Source organism: Minwuia sp., from assembly GCF_048007105.1.
Classification (GTDB): domain Bacteria; phylum Pseudomonadota; class Alphaproteobacteria; order Minwuiales; family Minwuiaceae; genus Minwuia.
In genome coordinates, this window is the sequence record NZ_CP180352.1 from 4118528 (window position 1) to 4134612 (window position 16085).

Consider the following 16085-nt stretch of genomic DNA (forward strand, 5'->3'; position numbering starts at 1 on the left):
GAATGCTTGCGAAGAACACCGGTGAATTCGTCCAGATCAGCGCTGCGGATGGCGGCAGCTTCCGGGCCTATGTCTGCAAACCGGAACAGGGCTCCGGCCCCGGACTGGTGATGATCCAGGAGATCTTCGGCATCAACGACTACATGAAGTCGATGGCCGAGCATTATGCCGAGGAAGGCTATGTCGCCATCGTGCCCGACCTGTTCTGGCGCATCGAGCCGGGCGTCGAACTCGGATACGGCGAGGCGGATTTCCAGAAGGCCTTCGACTTCTACGGCAAGTTCGACGTCGCGAAGGGCGTCGAGGACATCCAGGCCACCATCACAGCGCTGCGCGGCATGGCCGATGTGAAGGGCAAGGTCGGCTGCGTCGGCTACTGCCTTGGCGGCCTGCTGGCCTATCTGTCGGCGGCCCGCACCGATGTCGATGTCGCTGTCGGCTACTACGGCGTCGGCATCGAGAACCACCTCGACGAACTTGGCGGGATCACCAGCCCGGTCGTGCTGCACTTCGCCGGCGAGGATCAGTTCTGCCCCGCCGAGGCCCGCGAGAAGATCACGGCCGCAGCCGAGGGCAAGCCGCATGTCCAGTGCTATCTCTACGAGGGGCAGGACCACGCCTTCGCGACCCCGGGCCGAGATCATTTCGACAAGCCGTCGACCATGATGGCGCATTCGCGGACACTCGCCGCGCTGCGCTCTGTGCTGGGTCCGATCTACGACCTCGAGCACCTCTGGGACATGCACTGCTACTACGAGTTCGCCACCCGCGACGTGGACGCGACCATGGACACGATGGTGGCCGAGCCGTACGTGAACCACATTCCGACGATGACCGGCGGCGTCGGCCACGATCATCTGAAGCGCTTCTACAAGTATCACTTCGTGGACTCGAACCCCGAGGACACGAAGCTGATCCCGATCAGCCGCACCATCGGTGCGGACCGCCTGGTCGACGAGATGATCTTCTGCTTCACCCACACCCGCGAGATCGACTGGATGCTGCCGGGCATCGAACCCACCGGCCGCTATGTGGAGGTGCCGCTGGTCGCCATCGTCAACTTCCGGGGCGACAAACTCTATCACGAACACATCTACTGGGATCAGGCCTCGGTGCTGGTGCAGATCGGCAAGCTGGATCCCAAGGGACTGCCGGTCGCGGGCGCCGATACGGCGAAGAAGCTGGTCGACGAGACCCGTCCGTCAAACCAGTTGATGCGCAAGGCCTGGGCGACCAGCGACGGCAAGCCGATCTAGACCGAACGGATCAGCCGTTCCAGCTCCCTGGCGGCGTCGCCTACGGCGCCGGAATTATCGATTGTGACCACGTTCGGCCCCCGGACCCTGGAATCGAGGGAACGCTGGATACGGGCCTCGATCTGCTCTGCCGTTTCGCGGCCCCGCGCGTGCAGCCGCCGGCGCAGTTCGTCCTCGTTCACGGTCAGCGCGACGACCTTCGCCTTCGGGAACACCGCGCGGATCGACGGCAGGGCCTGCCGTGACCCGTTGGCGATAGCTACCGCGCCGTCCGAAATCTGTTCCTTCAACTCCGCCGGCCAGCCATATGCGAGACCGTTGGCGCGCCAGGTCACGCAGAAGGACCCGCGAGCTTCTGCGGCTTCGAAGTCGCGCTCGGAAAGGCTGTCATGGTCCTCGGTGCCGGGCTGGACCGGACGCGTGACGGTCCGGCGCACGAACTGCACCCCGGGATCGCCGTCGAATACATCGCGCATGCGGTCGATCAGCGTGTCCTTGCCGGAACCGCTGGGGCCGACGATGACGACCAGTCCGCCTGTCTCAGACAAGGTCAGACAACCCTTCGGCCCTCGCGCCAGACGGTCCGGATCACCGGCACGCCGCCATCGACTTGCACCCGAACCAGATCGGCCCGCTTGCCTGCCGCGATCTCGCCGCGGTCGTCGAGCCCGACGGCCCTGGCCGGATTCCGCGACGCCATCGCCACCGCTTCCGGCAGGCTGATCCGCTCGACCGTATCGGCCAGCATGAAGGCCGACTGCATCAGGCTGAAGGGGATGTAGTCCGAGGAGAGAATGTCCAGCACCCCGATCTCGGCCAGCGACCGGGCCGCGATATTGCCCGAATGCGATCCGCCCCGGACGACATTCGGCGCCCCCATCAGAACGGACATCCCGTTGCCGTGACTGGCGCGGGCCGCGGTCTCGGTTGTCGGAAACTCCGCTATGCGCACGCCGTCGGAGACCGCCTCGCCGACATGCGCATCGGTGGCGTCGTCATGGCTGGCCAGCACGATACCCTGTTCGCGGGCGAAGGCGGAAATTGCCGCCCGGTGCCGAGCAGAATTGGCCTCGGATTGCGAGATCCGCAGCGAACAGAAGGCCTCGAACTCGGCGTCCGTCATGCCGAGCTTGCCCTGATAATAGGTCTTGTAGGCATTGATGTCCGCAAACTGGCGCTGGCCCGGCGCGTGATCCATCAGCGAGGCCAGCTTCACCATGGGGCGTTCAGCCATGCCCTCGAACGCCTCAATGCAGTTGGGCGCCGAAACCTCGCAGCGGAGATGAATCAGATGGTCGGCGCGCGCCAGTCCCCTCTCTGCCACTTCCTGAATGGTATCGGCGAGGATCACCATGTCCGCGGCGGCCATGTCGTCATCGCGCTCGTGGTCGCCGACCCGAAGCGCATCGAACACCGTCGTGATGCCGGAGGCCGCGATCTGGGCGTCATGGGCCAGGACGGCCGCGCGGGGGTTCCAGCGCACCTTGGGCCGCGGGGCATAGTGACCTTCCAGATGATCGGTGTGGAGTTCCACCAGACCGGGCGTCAGATAATCGCCGTTCATGTCCTCGGATGCCGCGGCCGTGGCGCTGCCGATATCGGCGATGCGGCCGTCGCGGATCAGGACCGAGCCATCGACGATCTCATCACCAAGTACGATACGGGCGTTGGTGAGAACGGTCTCTGTGGTCATATCAGGCGGTCATCCTCTGCGACTCGGCACTCATGCGGACATGTTCGCGCACCTGGAACGGTGCGCCCGGTTCGGTCTCCACGAACAACGACAGCGAGGCGATCCCCACGGGCTTCGCCAGGGCCTCATCGAACCATTCATGCAGGGCGGCCCGGACGGCCGGGGCCTCATGATCCTGCACAGGACCGGTCAGCGTCATGTGGAAGCGGAAGCAGTCCAGCACATGCGGATATCCCCAGCGGTAGAGATTGCGCAGCTGCGCCACGCTGAGCTGGTCCGGCTGCCGCTTCGCCATCTCGGCCTCGGTCAGCGGTGCGCGGAACCGGTCGAAATTCATCACGACGTTGCAGGCAAACGCGTCCAGTTCCGGGGCGGGTGCCGACGGCACCAGCGCGAAGAAGCGCGACAGGCGTCCGATCCGGAGACCGGGGATCGCGAACGGCGTTTCGGCGGCCGTGAACCGGTGGAGCTCGTTGATCAGATCGTCCTCGTGGACGCCGTCGGCAAGCCGGAATGGCGCCTTCAGGGTCGCGTGGAAGCCGTAGCGGCGCGCGGCCGCCGTATGGAAGGCGATCTCGGCCGAATTGAGGTGGCGCAGGACCGGCGCGGATACGCGGTCTCCGGTGAAGACATCACGTCCGAGCCACTGGGTCGCCACGCGGCCCAGTTCCTCATCCGGTGCAAAGGTGAAATAGACGGCGTAGCGCATCACTGACCTCCCCGCTTGAGATCGTGATAGCCGGAGCAAATGACAATCGTGCGAAGCATCAGGCCGCTTCGGTATCAGGAGCAAACGCGGCGACGTCGACGACGCGGTCCGCAACCACGTCCCGGACGTCGGCATCGTGGAAGATTCCGAGCAGGGCCGCACCTGCCGCCTTCTTCTCGGCGATCAGGGCGATGACGACGTCGCGGTTCTGACGGTCCAGCGACGCGGTCGGCTCGTCCAGCAGCAGGACAGGATGATCGGGCAGGAAGCCGCGGGCGATGTTCACCCGCTGCTGCTCGCCGCCGGAAAACGTCGCCGGCGGGAGCGCCCAGAGCCGCTCCGGCAGGTTCAGCCGCGCGAACATGGCCGCAGCCCGGTCCCGCGCCTCGTCAGCCGGGACGCCGAGCATCAGCAGCGGCTCCGCGGCGACATCGAGAGCGGACACACGCGGAATGGCCCGAAGGAACTGACTGACATAGCCGAGGGTCTCCCGCCGGACGTCCAACACCGTGCGGGGGTCGGCCTGCGCCAGATTCACGGCCTCGCCGCGATGGCGGATCTCGATGCGCCCGGATCCGACGCCGTAATTGCCGTAGATCATCTTCAGGATCGAGCTCTTCCCCGCGCCCGACGCGCCGCCGAGGGCCACGCACTCGCCGCCCGCGACCGAGAACTCGACGCCCCGGACCACCGGCAGGCTGACGCCGCCGCGGAGATGCAGGGTGAAGGTCTTGGAGACGCCAGTGAGTATGAGAAGACGGTCCATCGCTCAGGCCTGCAGGATCGAGGAAACGAGAAGCTGGGTGTAGGGTGCCTGCGGATCGTCGAGCACCCTGTCGGTGAGCCCGCTTTCGATCACGCGCCCTTCCTTCATCACCAGAATCCGCTGCGACAACAGTCGCGCCACAGCCAGGTCATGGGTCACGATGATCGCCGACAGGCCCAGTTCGCCCACCAGACCGCGCAGCAGGTCGAGCAGGCGCGCCTGCACCGAGACATCCAGGCCGCCGGTCGGTTCGTCCATGAAGACCAGGCGCGGACCGGTCACCAGGTTGCGGGCGATCTGGAGCCGCTGGCGCATGCCGCCCGAAAAGGTGGTCGGCTGGTCATCGATGCGGTCGTCCGCGATCTCGACGCGTCCGAGCCAGTCCAGCGCGGTCTCGCGGATACGCCCGTAGTGCCGGTTGCCGACGGCCATCAGCCGCTCACCGACATTGGCGCCGGCGGACACGCTCATGCGCAGCCCGTCGGCCGGGTTCTGGTGCACGAAGCCCCAGTCGGTCCGCATCAGATAGCGCCGCTCGGCCTCGGTCAGCGCGCCGAGATCCTGCATCCGGCCATCGCGTCCACGGTAGTCGATACGGCCGCCGGTCGGCTGCATCCGCCCCGAGACGCAGTTCAGCAGCGTCGTCTTGCCCGAGCCGCTCTCGCCCACGATCGCGAGGACCTCGCCCGGCCAGATTTCCAGATCGACGTCTATGCAACCCATCCGCTCGCCGTACCAGTGGCTCAGTCCATGGACCTGCAGCAGCGGCCCGCTCGTGGTATCCGTCTTCGCGATCCCGGCATGCGCGTTCATTCCGCCGCCTCCGGCTGAGCGCCGCGATGGCCGTCGGCCTGGCGGGCATTGCAGTTGTCGGTGTCCGAGCAGACGAACATGCGTCCGCCCCGGTCGTCGAGAATGACCTCGTCGAGAAACACGTTCTCCGCGCCGCAGAGGGCGCAGGGACGGTCGAACTTCTGGACCGTGAAGGGATGGTCCTCGAAGTCCAGGCTGACCACGTCGGTGTGTGGCGGGATGGCGTAGATCCGCATCTCCCGGCCGGCGCCGAAAAGCTGCAGCGCCTTCGAACGGTTCATCTTCGGATTGTCGAATTTCGGCGTCGGCGAGGGATCGGTCACGTAGCGACCGTGCACCTTCACCGGATAGGCATAGGTGGTCGCGATATGACCATGCCGGGCGATGTCTTCGTAGAGCTTCACGTGCATGACGCCGTATTCCTCCAGCGCATGCATGGTCCGGGTCTCGGTCTCGCGCGGCTCCAGGAAACGTAGCGGCTCGGGAATCGGCACCTGATAAACCAACACCTGCCCTGCCTTCAGCGGCGTCTCAGGGATGCGGTGGCGGGTCTGGATGATGCTCGCCTCGGTGGTCGAGGTGGTCACCTCGACGCCGGTCGTCCGCTGGAAGAACTTGCGGATCGAGATGGCGTTGGTGGTGTCGTCGGCGCCCTGGTCGATCACCTTCAGCCGGTCGTCGGGTCCGATGACCGACGCCGTCACCTGCACGCCCCCCGTGCCCCAGCCATAGGGCATGGGCATCTCGCGGCTGGCGAAGGGCACCTGATAGCCGGGAATAGCGATGGCCTTCAGGATGGCGCGGCGGATCATCCGTTTCGACTGCTCATCAAGATAGGCGAAGTTGTAGCCGGAGACCGTCTGCATCTGCGCGCTCATTCCGCGGCCTCCGCATTCAGCCCGGGCCGTTCCCGGTGCTCGGCCCGCATGCGGCGGACAAGCTCCAGTTCGGACTGGAAATCGACGTAGTGGGGCAGCTTGAGATGCTCCACGAAGCCGGTCGCCTGAACGTTGTCGGCATGCGCGATGACGAACTCCTCGTCCTGCGCGGGCGCCGTCAGATCCTCGCCGAGCTCGGTAGCCCGGAGCGCGCGGTCGACAAGCGCCATGGCCATCGCCTTGCGCTCCGACTGCCCGAAGACGAGACCGTAGCCCCGGGTGAACTGCGGCGGCGCCTTGGCCGAGCCCTTGAACTGGTTGACCATCTGGCACTCGGTCACCTGGATGCGGCCAAGCGGCGCGGCGAAGTCCAGTTCGGGCACATCCAGTTCCAGTTCGACCTCGCCGATGCGGATCTCGCCCGCGAAGGGGTGGCTGCGGGCGTAGCCGCGCTGGGTCGAGTAGCCCATCGCCAGCAGGAAACCCTCATCGCCGCGGGACAGGGCCTGGAGCCGGGCGTCACGGTCGAGAGGGTAGGTCATCGGGGTCCGCGCAATATCGTCGGGCGCTTCCTTGCCACTCGCAGGCGCGTCCTCCACAAGGCCTTCCTGGCCGAGGATGTCGCTGACACGGACCATGCGCTCCTCGGCGCCGCCTCGCGCCTCGGGCGCCGGCGGCTCGCCGCCCTCGGCAAGCCCCTGATCCAGCAGGCGGTGGGTGTAGTCGAAGGTCGGCCCGAGCAGCTGGCCACCTGGCAGATCCTTGAAGGTCGCCGAGATGCGGCGCTCCACCTGCATCGAACCGGTGTCCACGGGCCGGGTGTAACCGAAACGCGGCAGGGTCGTGCGGTAGGCGCGGGCGAGGAAGATCGCCTCGATCAGGTCGCCGCGGGCCTGCTTGATGGCCAGCGCAGCCAGTTCCCGGTCATGGATCGCGCCCTCGCTCATCACCCGGTCGACGGCCAGCGCCAGCTGACCCGAAATCTGCTCCAGCGTCAGTTCGGGGACGCTTCGGTCGCCGCGTCGCCGGTCGGCGAGCAGCCGGTGCGCGTTGTCGATGGCGGCCTCGCCGCCCTTTACGGCCACATACATGTCAGTCCTCCCGCCAGCAGATGCGGGTCGTGCGCGGCAGCGCCGCCACGCCTTCGGGGGCCGCCAGGAAAAGGTCCACGCCGCGCGGGAACAATGCGCCGTTCCTCTCCCACCAGTCCCGGAACCCGGCGGGCATGGCCGGAAGTCCGAACCGCCGCCGGTCCTCGATACCCGGCCCCGTCAGATCGACGGCGTTGCCCTCCCTGAATCCGCTGCAGGCCAGCACCAGCGTTGCCGAGCGGTCGGGATAGGCGTCGTCGCCAATGGCGAAATCCGGCAGCGGCGAAAGACCCGCCGGATCGGCCACCAGCGCGAACTGCGCCAGGGCCGGGTCCGCTGCAAGCGGCGCGTTGGTATGGAAGGCGAGCCAGCCACGGACGGCCTTGTCGGTAGCCAGCGGCGCGTCCAGCCAGACCGGCGTATCGGTGTCGCAGAGGGTGCAGGCAATCGCGGCCAGCGCCGACGGCAGCGCGGGCGGCGGCGCCATCTCCGCGGAGAAGGTCTGCACCGTTCCCGGCTCCGCCATCGCCGCCATCAACGCCCGGAAGACCGACTGGGCCTCCAGGACCGGATCGGCGAACCCGCCCTGCAGCAATTCCGTCTGCATGGTCAGTCCTCCCCCCGCACCATGGTGAAGAAGTCGACGCGCGTTGCCTCGGTCTCGGCCCGGCGGCGGCGGTCCCGTTCCGACAGCGACCGGCCAAGCGGTCCGGTGACAGCTTCGTCGATCCGCTGCGCCATCGCCGGATCCTGCGCCAGCGCGTCGATCACCGCGCAAAGTCGAGCGGCAGCGGTGTCGCGGCCGAGCCTGTAGGCGTGGCCGACCTGCCCTGAATCCACGCGGACCGTCGCCCGGGTCACGGTGACATCGCCGAAATTGAAGGGGTCCCCGTCGCCGCTGATCCGGCCGCGCACAGTTGCCAGACCTGTTTCGGGGCCGCGGATCATCTCGAAGGCCGGGTCGACGCCCAGCGACTTCCAGCACCGCGCCAGATCGCCGCCTTCGGCGCGGGCAAGGACGGCCATCCGTTCACGGCGGCTGACGGTTTCAGTGCTGGCGGACATTTCGCGCTCCCTGTCGACGGGCATATTTGTATATTTGTCTATACAACTATGCAAGCAGCTTCTCCTCGCTATACTGTCGGTGTGACGTCCGTATGACGGAGGACTGAATTTGAGCGGGTTGCAGGAGACATCCGGCGTGCGTGACAGGCGCGGCGTGGCGCTATGGCGCCAGATTGCCGACCGTATCCGCGACGATCTGCCGATCTGGCAACGCGAGCGCGGCGGGCAGCTGCCGACCGAGGCCGAGCTGTCACGCCGATTCGCGGTCAACCGCCACACGGTCCGCGCCGCCCTGGGCGCACTCGCGCAGGAAGGTCTGATCCGCAGCGAACACGGCCGCGGCAGCTTCGTCACCGGCAAGCCGCGGCTCACCTATCCGATCGGACGGCGGACGCGCTTCTCGGCCGCGCTGGAGGCACAGAACGTGCGCGGACGGATCGATCTGCTCCGGTCCGTGGAAGTCGAGGCCGATGCGACGGTCGCCGAGGCTCTCGATCTCCGGTCCGGCGCAGCAGTGCTGATGCTGGAGACCCGGGCCCTGGCCGACGACACACCGCTCAGCTTCGCCACGCACTGGTTCGAGGCGGAACGGTTCCGCGCTCTGCCCGGGGCGCTGAGGCAATCGGGATCGATCACGCAGGCGCTTTCGGCCTGTGGCGTCCCCGACTATGTGCGCCGCGGGACCACACTGTCCGCACGCCGCGCCCTGCCCAATGAAGCGGTGGCGCTCGACCTGGCCGACGGTGGAATCGTCATGGTCGCCCGCGCGGTCAACACGGATACCGGCGGAACGCCGATACAGCTCTCCGAGACCCGCTTCGCGGCAGACCGCATCGAAATCACGGTCGAGGGCGAGTCCAGCGTCTGACGGCCCCGACCGTCATAAAGAGTTCATCCAAGAGTCATTCCAACGTCATCACCCGACACTATCCCTGCCTGCCGTCAGGAGGCGGGGAATGCTGGAAGTAAAAGGTCTGACCAAGCGCTTTGGCGACAAGGTCGTGGCGGTCAACGACGTGTCGTTCGATGTCCGCGAACCCCAGATGGTCGGCGTTATCGGTCGATCCGGTGCGGGAAAATCGACGCTCCTGAGGATGATCAACCGGCTGACGCCCGCCACGTCCGGCGAGGTGCGGGTCGAAGGCCGGAACGTGCTCGCGCTGACCGGCGCCGAGAAGCGGGCCTGGCAGCGCGACTGCGCAATGATCTTCCAGCAGTTCAACCTGGTGCCGCGCCTCAACGTGGTCACCAATGTCATGCTGGGCAGGCTCAACGGACATGGCATGATCCGCAGCCTGTTCAGCATCTTCGGGCAGGCCGATGTCGAGCTGGCGCTGACCGCGCTGGACCGGCTGGGCATCTCCGACAAGGCCCTGCAGCGCGCGGAAACGCTCTCCGGCGGCCAGCAGCAGCGCGTGGCCATCGCACGGGCGCTGACACAGGACCCGAAGATGATCCTGGCCGACGAGCCGATTGCCTCGCTGGACCCGCTCTCCGCCGAGATCGTCATGCAGTCGCTGCGCGAAATCCACGAGCGCGACGGGATGATGGTGCTCTGCAACCTGCACACGCTGGACACGGCGCGCACCTATTGCGACCGGGTCATCGGCATGCGCGACGGCGAACTGGTGTTCGACGGCCTGCCCTCGGAGCTGACCGCGCGCGCTGTACGGGACATCTACGGCGCCGATCAGGACATCGACGAATCCACCACCTCGACCTCGATTTCGGGCAGCCGCAGGCCGCTTGAGCCGCTGCGGCCCGCCGTCGCCTAAGTCCCGACAGAACCCCGCTCACCACATCAACGGAAGGGAAACGACCATGAAGATGACCAGGATACTGGGCCTCGCCGCCGGCGCGGCCATGCTCTCCACCACGGCGATGGCCGCCGACAGCATCTCCGAGTTCCGCATCGGCATCCTGGGCGGCGAGAACGCCTCCGACCGCCTGCGTTCCAATGCCTGCCTCGAGGAGAAGACCGAGAAGCTGCTGGGCGTCCCGACGAAGCTGTTCGCGCCGGCCGACTACAACGGCGTCATCGAGGGCCTGCTGGGCGGCAACCTCGACATGGCCTGGCTGGGCGCTTCCGGCTACGCCAAGGTCTTCCTGACCGACCCGAACGCGGTGGAGCCGGTGCTGACCAAGATCAACGCCGACGGCTCCTTCGGCTACCACTCGATCGGCTTCGCCCGTATCGACAGCGGCATCAACAATCTGGATGAGATGAAGGGCAAGAAGTTCGGCTTCGGCGACCCGAACTCGACCTCGGGCTACCTGATCCCGTCGATCGAGATCCCCAAGGCCGGCTACTCCATGAAGCCGGGCGATCACTTTGGTGACGTCGTCTTCACCGGCGGTCATGAGCAGACGATCATCGCCGTGCAGAACGGCGACATCGACGGCGGCGTCAGCTGGGCCGACGGTCTGGGCAACTGGGAAGACGGCTACAACTCCGGCGCCTTCCGCAAGGCGGTGGACGCCGGCCTGGTCGACATGACCCAGCTGAAGGAGATCTGGCGCTCCAAGGTCATCCCCGAAGGCCCGATCGTGCTGCGCAAGGCGCTGCCGGAAGAGGTGAAGATCAAGGTCGTCGCCATGCTGGCCAGCCTGCCTTCGATGGATCCCGAATGCGCCTACGGCTTCATGGCCGGCGAGATCAAGGCGATCGCCCCGATCAGCCACGCCGACTACGAGAGCATCGTCGCAGCCCGCGCGGCCAAGTCCAACTGATCACCGATCAGACCATGGCGCGGGCGGTCCGGTTCTCCGGGCCGCCCGCTTGCCGTTGAACCGGACACCTCCACCGACCGGATGCGCCAATGACCTCGCCCGACCTGCTGCGCGCCGAACTGCTGACCATGCGGAAGCGCCGCCAGCTCTATTCCATGGCCACGCTCGCGGTCTTCGCCGCCATCATGATTGCCGGCTACGGCCAGGCGAACAGCATGAATTCGGGCGGCTTCCTGTCGGGACTGTCCAAGTTCTTCGACTATCCCGGCGAAATCGTCGTCGAGGCATGGGAGGCCGGCCCGGCCTTCTTCGGCCTGATGTGGCAGTTCCTGCCCGCCCTGATCGAGACGCTCAACATCGCCGCCGTCGCGACCATTCTGGGCGGCCTGTTCGGCATGATCTTCGCCTTTCTGGGGGCCGGCAACCTGAGCATCTGGCCGCCCCTGGTGCCGGTCGCGCGCCGCGTGATGGACGTGATGCGCGCCTTCCCCGAGCTGATCATCGCGCTGTTCCTGATCTTCGTGCTCGGCACCAGCCCGGTTCCGGCCATGATCGCCGTCGCCTTCCACACCACCGGCGCACTGGGCAAACAGTTCTCCGAAGTGAACGAGAACATCGATCTCAAGGCGGTGGAGGGGCTGCAGGCCTGCGGCGCGACCTGGTTCCAGCGCATGAAGTTCGCAGTGCTGCCCCAGGTCCTGCCCAACTATCTCAGTTATTTCATGATGCGCTTCGAGATCAATGTCCGCGCCTCGGCCATTCTGGGCTTCGTCGGCGCCGGCGGCATCGGTTCGGAGCTGCGCCGCACGATCGGCTGGGGTCAGGGCGCCGGTGACGAGACCGCCGCACTGTTCCTGCTGCTGGTGCTGTCGATCTTCCTGATCGACCAGGCATCGTCCTGGATGCGTCAGCGCATCACCCAGGCGGAGAAGGTCTGATGAGCACGATCGCCACCGACGGCGCCGGCGCGCCGCAGATGAGGGTCGACGCGGTCGTCCGCTCGGTCCGCCGCGGCTATCTCCTCGGCTTCGCCATCCTGACCAGCGTGCTCGCCTATCTCGCCTATGCATGGCTGGCCTTCGACGTGACCGGTCTGATCGCGAGCGCCCGCCCGGAGCGCGCCGTGCTGCTGGCGACCGATGCCGTCGCGCACAAGGCCCATGTCGAGAAATCGATGCGGACCGGCGAAGTGGAAATCGCCGTCGAGGGTGAGCGTACGGCGACCTACAAGGACCCGCCGGACTGGGTCACGCTGGACGGCGGCCGCGTCGATGTCGATCTCGGCGAGGGCTACCGCGTCCTGATCGAGGGCGAGAGCCTGCGGTTCGTGGTGCCCGGATATGGCGACATCCGGGTCTCCGTCGTCGACCGGGACATCGTCACCGAACTGCCCGACGACCAGCCGGCGCCGGACTGGCTGCGGGCGACATCGACCAAGTTCGATGCCCGGCCCGACCTGTCGCGCCGTGTTCAGGTCAGCCGCGCGAAGATGGAAGTCCACAACTACTTCAGCGGCTGGGAGAACTTCCTCTTCCCCTTCGATTCAACGCTGAACGCCTATTCGCTTGGCGAACTGGCCGGTCTCGCCTTCAGCGGCGAACGGCTGGACCCGGCGCAGTCCAACGCGGCCTTCATCTTCGACAGCTTCTGGCACAATCCGGACTGGCAGCATGGCGAAGTCTTCATCGCGCTGCTCGAGACCCTGCTCATGGCGGTGCTGGGCACCTTCACGGCCGCCTTCGTGGCGCTGCCTCTGGCCTTCATGGCGGCACGGAACTTCACGCCCTCGGGCACGTTGCGCTTTGTTGTCAGACGCCTGTTCGACTTCGTGCGCGGCATCGACATGCTGATCTGGTCGCTGATCTTCATCCGCGCCTTTGGTCTCGGCCCGCTGACCGGCGCTCTGGCCATCGCCTTCACCGATACCGGCTCGCTCGGCAAGCTCTTCTCCGAAGCGCTGGAGAATATCGACCGCCGGCAGGTCGAGGGCGTGACCGCCACAGGCGCGTCCCGCACGCAGACCTACCGCTTCGGCGTGATCCCGCAGGTGCTGCCGATCCTTGTCTCCCAGAACTCTCTACTATCTGGAATCGAACACCCGTTCGGCGACGGTGATCGGCGCGCTGGGCGCCGGCGGCATCGGCCTGATGCTGGTCGAGACCATGCGAACCTCCCGCGACTGGGAGAACACCTTCTACATAATCATCCTGACCGTGATCCTGGTGATCGCGATGGACGCCGCCTCGACCTGGCTGAGACGGCGCCTGATCCGGGGCGACGACCGGTAACGCTTCGACCGAGGCGGAAAGTGGTGGGCCCGGCAGGACTCGAACCTGCAACCAGACCGTTATGAGCGGCCGGCTCTAACCAATTGAGCTACGGGCCCGCCGTGCGGCGCGGCACGTCGCTGAATATCGCGAAACCGGCGGATTCCCAAGGGATTATCCCCGAAAATCCGGCGCGACAATACGGCCAGTCGGCAGGGGCGAAGGGGATGCACACATCGAAGGCGTGTTCGATAACAAACAAAGTGAGTAGTACAATGAACACCTTCGATACCAAGCATACCGCCGTCACCCAGAACATGCTGGCGGCCCCCCGTCTCAAGGCAGCCCTCATAGCGCTCGCCGCTGCCGGAATCCTCATACCCATGACCGCCAAGGCGCAGGACACCGGAGCCGCGGCGCCGGCCGCCGTCGCCATCGACCCCGAGCGTTTCGGCGTCGAGCCGACCCGCGCCGACGTTCAGCGCCAGGTTCTCGACCGCTATGTCGGCGCCGACCTGCGCGGCGTCGTCCGCTCGGATCTGATCGCGGCACTGCGCGAGGTCTACGAGACGAACGGCTATGCGCCGGTCTGGACCGATGACTCGGCCGAGAAGCTCCGCAAGGTCATCATCGACAACTCGACCCGAGGCCTGGATCTGGCGCCGGTCACGCTGGGCTACGTCGATCAGCTGGTCGAGGTCCGCCGCGAGTTCGACAAAGTCGAGGCCGCTGAAGCCGACATCGAGCTGACCGCGCTCTACATCCGGACCGCCTGGCAGATGAACGCCGGCCTCGGCAATGCCGAACCGGTTTCCACCGCCGGCCAGCGCCCGAACGGCGAACTGCTGACCCATTCGACCATCGTTGCCGGCAATGGCGACGTCGCGACGGGTCTCGGCATGATCAGCGCCGCTCGCTGATCCAGCCTCGGGCGACCAGCCCGGACCAGTAACCCCGGGGGATCCGCCTCCCCCGGGGCACGCTCCAGAACACAATAATTAAGAGCGAGACCAATGAGCGCGAACATCCTCTATCAGAACATCACGACACGCCCGGCGCCCGGCCGCAGGCTCACCGGCACCAGGGCAGCCGTCGCCGCGATGGCGGCTGCCGGCGTCCTGCTGCCGATGTCCGTCGAGGCCCAGCACATGGGAACGCCGCACCAGGGGCCGCTGGCAATCGGCTCGGACGCGACGAAGGCGCGCGCCGGGCGGCCCGCCAGCGAACCGCTGCGCCGCGAGATCGAGGCTCAGGTGCTCGGCGGCGAGATCGAGGAACGGCTCGGCGGGCAGACCGACAAAGGCGTCGTGACGGCGCTTCGTGCCGCCTATGCCCAGTACCTCTTCGAGCCGATCTGGACCGCCGAATCCGCCCATGACCTCTACGACACCGCCGCGGATTCCTTCTCGCGCGGGATCGTCATCGAGGACGGCGGGCTGCAGCAGATCGACGACCTGATCGAGCGCCGGAACAGCGCCGATCCTGCGGTCGCCGCCGAGGCCGACATCGGTCTCAGCACCATCTTCCTGCGCCTTGCAGGCGAAGTGAGCAACGGCCTGTCTGACGAAGGCGAAGCCGCGGAACCTCGCCGCTTCGGGCCGAACCAGGCCAAGCTGACCAGGGCCATCGTGAACGCGGGCAACGGCAGTATCGAGGCCGCGCTGGACAGTCTGGAACCGGAACATCCGCAGTTCAGCAAGCTGAAATCCGCGCTCGAGCAATACCGCGGCATCGCCGACCGTGGCGGCTGGCTCGCCATTCCGGCGGGCGGCATCGTGCGCGAAGGCGAGCGCGACGCCCGCATCCCGGCGCTTCGCGAACGTCTGGCCGTCGAGGGCTTCGGCGATGGCCGTCCGATGCTGATGGATCAGCCGGACCGCTTCGATGCCGGGACCGTCACGGCGCTGAAGGCCTTCCAGCGCAGACACGGGCTGGAAGATGACGGGGTTCTGGGTCCCAACACCCTGGAGGCGCTGAACGAAAGCGTGGAATCCAAGATCGACCGCATCGTCGACACCATGTACCGGCTGCGCAAGCAGGGTGACTTCGGCGAACGCCATGTCTGGGTCAACATCCCCTCCTTCACCGCCGAAGGCTGGAATGCCGGCCACCGCGAGATCTCGATGAAGACCATTGTCGGCCGGCCCGACCGGCAGACGCCGATCTTCAGCGACGAGGTCGAGTATGTCGTCACCTCGCCGAAGTGGAACGTACCGGTCAGCATCCTGCGCCGGGACAAGATGCCGAAGCTGCGCGAGGACGCGAGCTACGCCCGCCAGAACAATTTCCGCGTCTTCGAACGTGCGTCCGGGGCCGAGGTGAGCGCCTACAGCGTCAACTGGAACGATCCGTCGTCGGCGAAGCGCTACAAGCTGGTGCAGGAACCCGGCGACAACAACGCCCTGGGTCAACTGAAGATCATCTTCCCCAACCAGTATTCGGTCTACATGCACGGCACGCCGTCCGTGCACCTGTTCGAGGAAGCGAAGCGGACCTTCAGCTCCGGCTGCGTCCGCCTGGAACGCCCCGAGGACATGGCGAAGTGGATCGCCAGCCGCGACCCCGTGCTGCGGCCGGAACAGGTCGACGAGAAGCTGAGCCGCAAGGACCACAAGTGGATGGGCGTCGGCGAACGGATCCCGGTCCACATCACCTATTTCACGGTCACGGCTGACGGCGACGGCGGCGTCAATTTCTGGCGCGACGTCTACGACCGCCAGCCGTACATCGCCTCGGTGAAACAGCAGGCCCCCCTGTACACGCCGCGAGACCGCACCCTGACCCGCGCCGACGCCGCCAAGAAGAAGGGCTGAGGCG

Annotated in this window: 18 protein-coding genes, 1 tRNA gene and 1 pseudogene; 9 read left to right on the top strand and 11 right to left on the bottom strand. The window is 66.5% G+C overall.

Annotation, left to right across the window (positions count from 1 at the left end; genetic code table 11):
* The first annotated feature begins 2 nt into the window (after window positions 1-2).
* Window positions 3-1256 carry a dienelactone hydrolase family protein gene (locus ACMVY4_RS20000; protein ID WP_416897711.1) on the top strand — a complete coding sequence of 418 codons (1254 nt, stop codon included), beginning with the start codon at window positions 3-5 and terminating at the stop codon, window positions 1254-1256.
* On the opposite strand, the gene phnN is transcribed toward ACMVY4_RS20000, so the two are convergent.
* From phnN to phnG, 9 genes are read right to left on the bottom strand one after another with little or no spacing between them, the layout of a single operon-like run.
* On the bottom strand, window positions 1253-1804 hold the full coding sequence (gene phnN, locus ACMVY4_RS20005; protein WP_416897712.1) for a phosphonate metabolism protein/1,5-bisphosphokinase (PRPP-forming) PhnN: 552 nt from the start codon (window positions 1802-1804) through the stop codon (window positions 1253-1255). The two genes, ACMVY4_RS20000 and phnN, sit on opposite strands and share 4 nt — an antisense overlap.
* A gap of 2 nt (window positions 1805-1806) precedes the next feature.
* Complete coding sequence (locus tag ACMVY4_RS20010; RefSeq protein ID WP_416897713.1) at window positions 1807-2949, bottom strand: alpha-D-ribose 1-methylphosphonate 5-triphosphate diphosphatase; 1143 nt, start codon at window positions 2947-2949, stop codon at window positions 1807-1809.
* 1 nt (window position 2950) lies between these two features.
* Window positions 2951-3658 carry a DUF1045 domain-containing protein gene (locus ACMVY4_RS20015; RefSeq protein ID WP_416897714.1) on the bottom strand — a complete coding sequence of 236 codons (708 nt, stop codon included), beginning with the start codon at window positions 3656-3658 and terminating at the stop codon, window positions 2951-2953.
* Between the two features lie 58 nt (window positions 3659-3716).
* Entirely contained in the window at window positions 3717-4424 is a 708-nt protein-coding gene (gene phnL / locus ACMVY4_RS20020) for a phosphonate C-P lyase system protein PhnL (protein WP_416897715.1), read from the bottom strand.
* 3 nt (window positions 4425-4427) lie between these two features.
* Entirely contained in the window at window positions 4428-5237 is an 810-nt protein-coding gene (phnK, locus tag ACMVY4_RS20025) for a phosphonate C-P lyase system protein PhnK (RefSeq protein WP_416897716.1), read from the bottom strand.
* Window positions 5234-6103 (bottom strand): alpha-D-ribose 1-methylphosphonate 5-phosphate C-P-lyase PhnJ, encoded by an 870-nt coding sequence (locus ACMVY4_RS20030; protein ID WP_416900360.1) that lies wholly within the window; start codon window positions 6101-6103, stop codon window positions 5234-5236. Before ACMVY4_RS20030 ends, phnK begins: the two co-directional genes overlap by 4 nt.
* Window positions 6104-6111: 8 nt before the next feature.
* Window positions 6112-7206, bottom strand: a complete 1095-nt coding sequence (locus tag ACMVY4_RS20035; RefSeq protein WP_416897717.1) for a carbon-phosphorus lyase complex subunit PhnI — start codon at window positions 7204-7206, stop codon at window positions 6112-6114.
* A 1-nt stretch (window position 7207) separates the two neighbouring features.
* On the bottom strand, window positions 7208-7813 hold the full coding sequence (phnH, locus tag ACMVY4_RS20040; protein WP_416897718.1) for a phosphonate C-P lyase system protein PhnH: 606 nt from the start codon (window positions 7811-7813) through the stop codon (window positions 7208-7210).
* Window positions 7814-7815: 2 nt separating this feature from the next.
* On the bottom strand, window positions 7816-8271 hold the full coding sequence (gene phnG, locus ACMVY4_RS20045) for a phosphonate C-P lyase system protein PhnG (protein WP_416897719.1): 456 nt from the start codon (window positions 8269-8271) through the stop codon (window positions 7816-7818).
* 136 nt (window positions 8272-8407) lie between these two features.
* On the opposite strand from phnG, the gene phnF reads away from it, so the two are divergent.
* The 4 genes from phnF to phnE all read left to right on the top strand — a co-directional run bounded on the left by phnF (window position 8408) and on the right by phnE (window position 11939).
* Window positions 8408-9139 carry a phosphonate metabolism transcriptional regulator PhnF gene (gene phnF / locus ACMVY4_RS20050; RefSeq protein ID WP_416897720.1) on the top strand — a complete coding sequence of 244 codons (732 nt, stop codon included), beginning with the start codon at window positions 8408-8410 and terminating at the stop codon, window positions 9137-9139.
* 88 nt (window positions 9140-9227) lie between these two features.
* The gene (gene phnC, locus ACMVY4_RS20055) at window positions 9228-10046 is read left to right on the top strand and encodes a phosphonate ABC transporter ATP-binding protein (RefSeq protein ID WP_416897721.1); all 819 of its coding nucleotides are present in this window, start codon (window positions 9228-9230) and stop codon (window positions 10044-10046) included.
* Between the two features lie 52 nt (window positions 10047-10098).
* Window positions 10099-11001 carry a phosphonate ABC transporter substrate-binding protein gene (gene phnD / locus ACMVY4_RS20060; RefSeq protein WP_416900361.1) on the top strand — a complete coding sequence of 301 codons (903 nt, stop codon included), beginning with the start codon at window positions 10099-10101 and terminating at the stop codon, window positions 10999-11001.
* A gap of 89 nt (window positions 11002-11090) precedes the next feature.
* On the top strand, window positions 11091-11939 hold the full coding sequence (gene phnE, locus ACMVY4_RS20065; RefSeq protein ID WP_416897722.1) for a phosphonate ABC transporter, permease protein PhnE: 849 nt from the start codon (window positions 11091-11093) through the stop codon (window positions 11937-11939).
* Here the strand turns inward: phnE and ACMVY4_RS20070 are convergent.
* A complete protein-coding gene (locus tag ACMVY4_RS20070) occupies window positions 11909-12502 on the bottom strand; it encodes a hypothetical protein (RefSeq protein WP_416897723.1) in 594 nt (197 codons plus the stop codon). The two genes, phnE and ACMVY4_RS20070, sit on opposite strands and share 31 nt — an antisense overlap.
* 261 nt (window positions 12503-12763) lie before the next feature.
* Here ACMVY4_RS20070 and ACMVY4_RS20075 point away from each other — a divergent pair.
* Both ACMVY4_RS20075 and ACMVY4_RS20080 read left to right on the top strand, forming a co-directional pair.
* A pseudogene (locus ACMVY4_RS20075) lies at window positions 12764-13009 on the top strand (PhnE/PtxC family ABC transporter permease); the annotation flags it as partial.
* A 52-nt stretch (window positions 13010-13061) separates the two neighbouring features.
* Entirely contained in the window at window positions 13062-13289 is a 228-nt protein-coding gene (locus tag ACMVY4_RS20080) for a hypothetical protein (RefSeq protein ID WP_416897724.1), read from the top strand.
* Between the two features lie 21 nt (window positions 13290-13310).
* Here the strand turns inward: ACMVY4_RS20080 and ACMVY4_RS20085 are convergent.
* Window positions 13311-13387: transfer RNA gene (locus tag ACMVY4_RS20085), tRNA-Ile, on the bottom strand.
* Between the two features lie 156 nt (window positions 13388-13543).
* On the opposite strand from ACMVY4_RS20085, the gene ACMVY4_RS20090 reads away from it, so the two are divergent.
* Window positions 13544-14188 (top strand): hypothetical protein, encoded by a 645-nt coding sequence (locus tag ACMVY4_RS20090; protein WP_416897725.1) that lies wholly within the window; start codon window positions 13544-13546, stop codon window positions 14186-14188.
* 93 nt (window positions 14189-14281) lie between these two features.
* On the top strand, window positions 14282-16081 hold the full coding sequence (locus tag ACMVY4_RS20095) for a L,D-transpeptidase family protein (protein ID WP_416897726.1): 1800 nt from the start codon (window positions 14282-14284) through the stop codon (window positions 16079-16081).
* The last annotated feature ends 4 nt before the right edge of the window (window positions 16082-16085 follow it).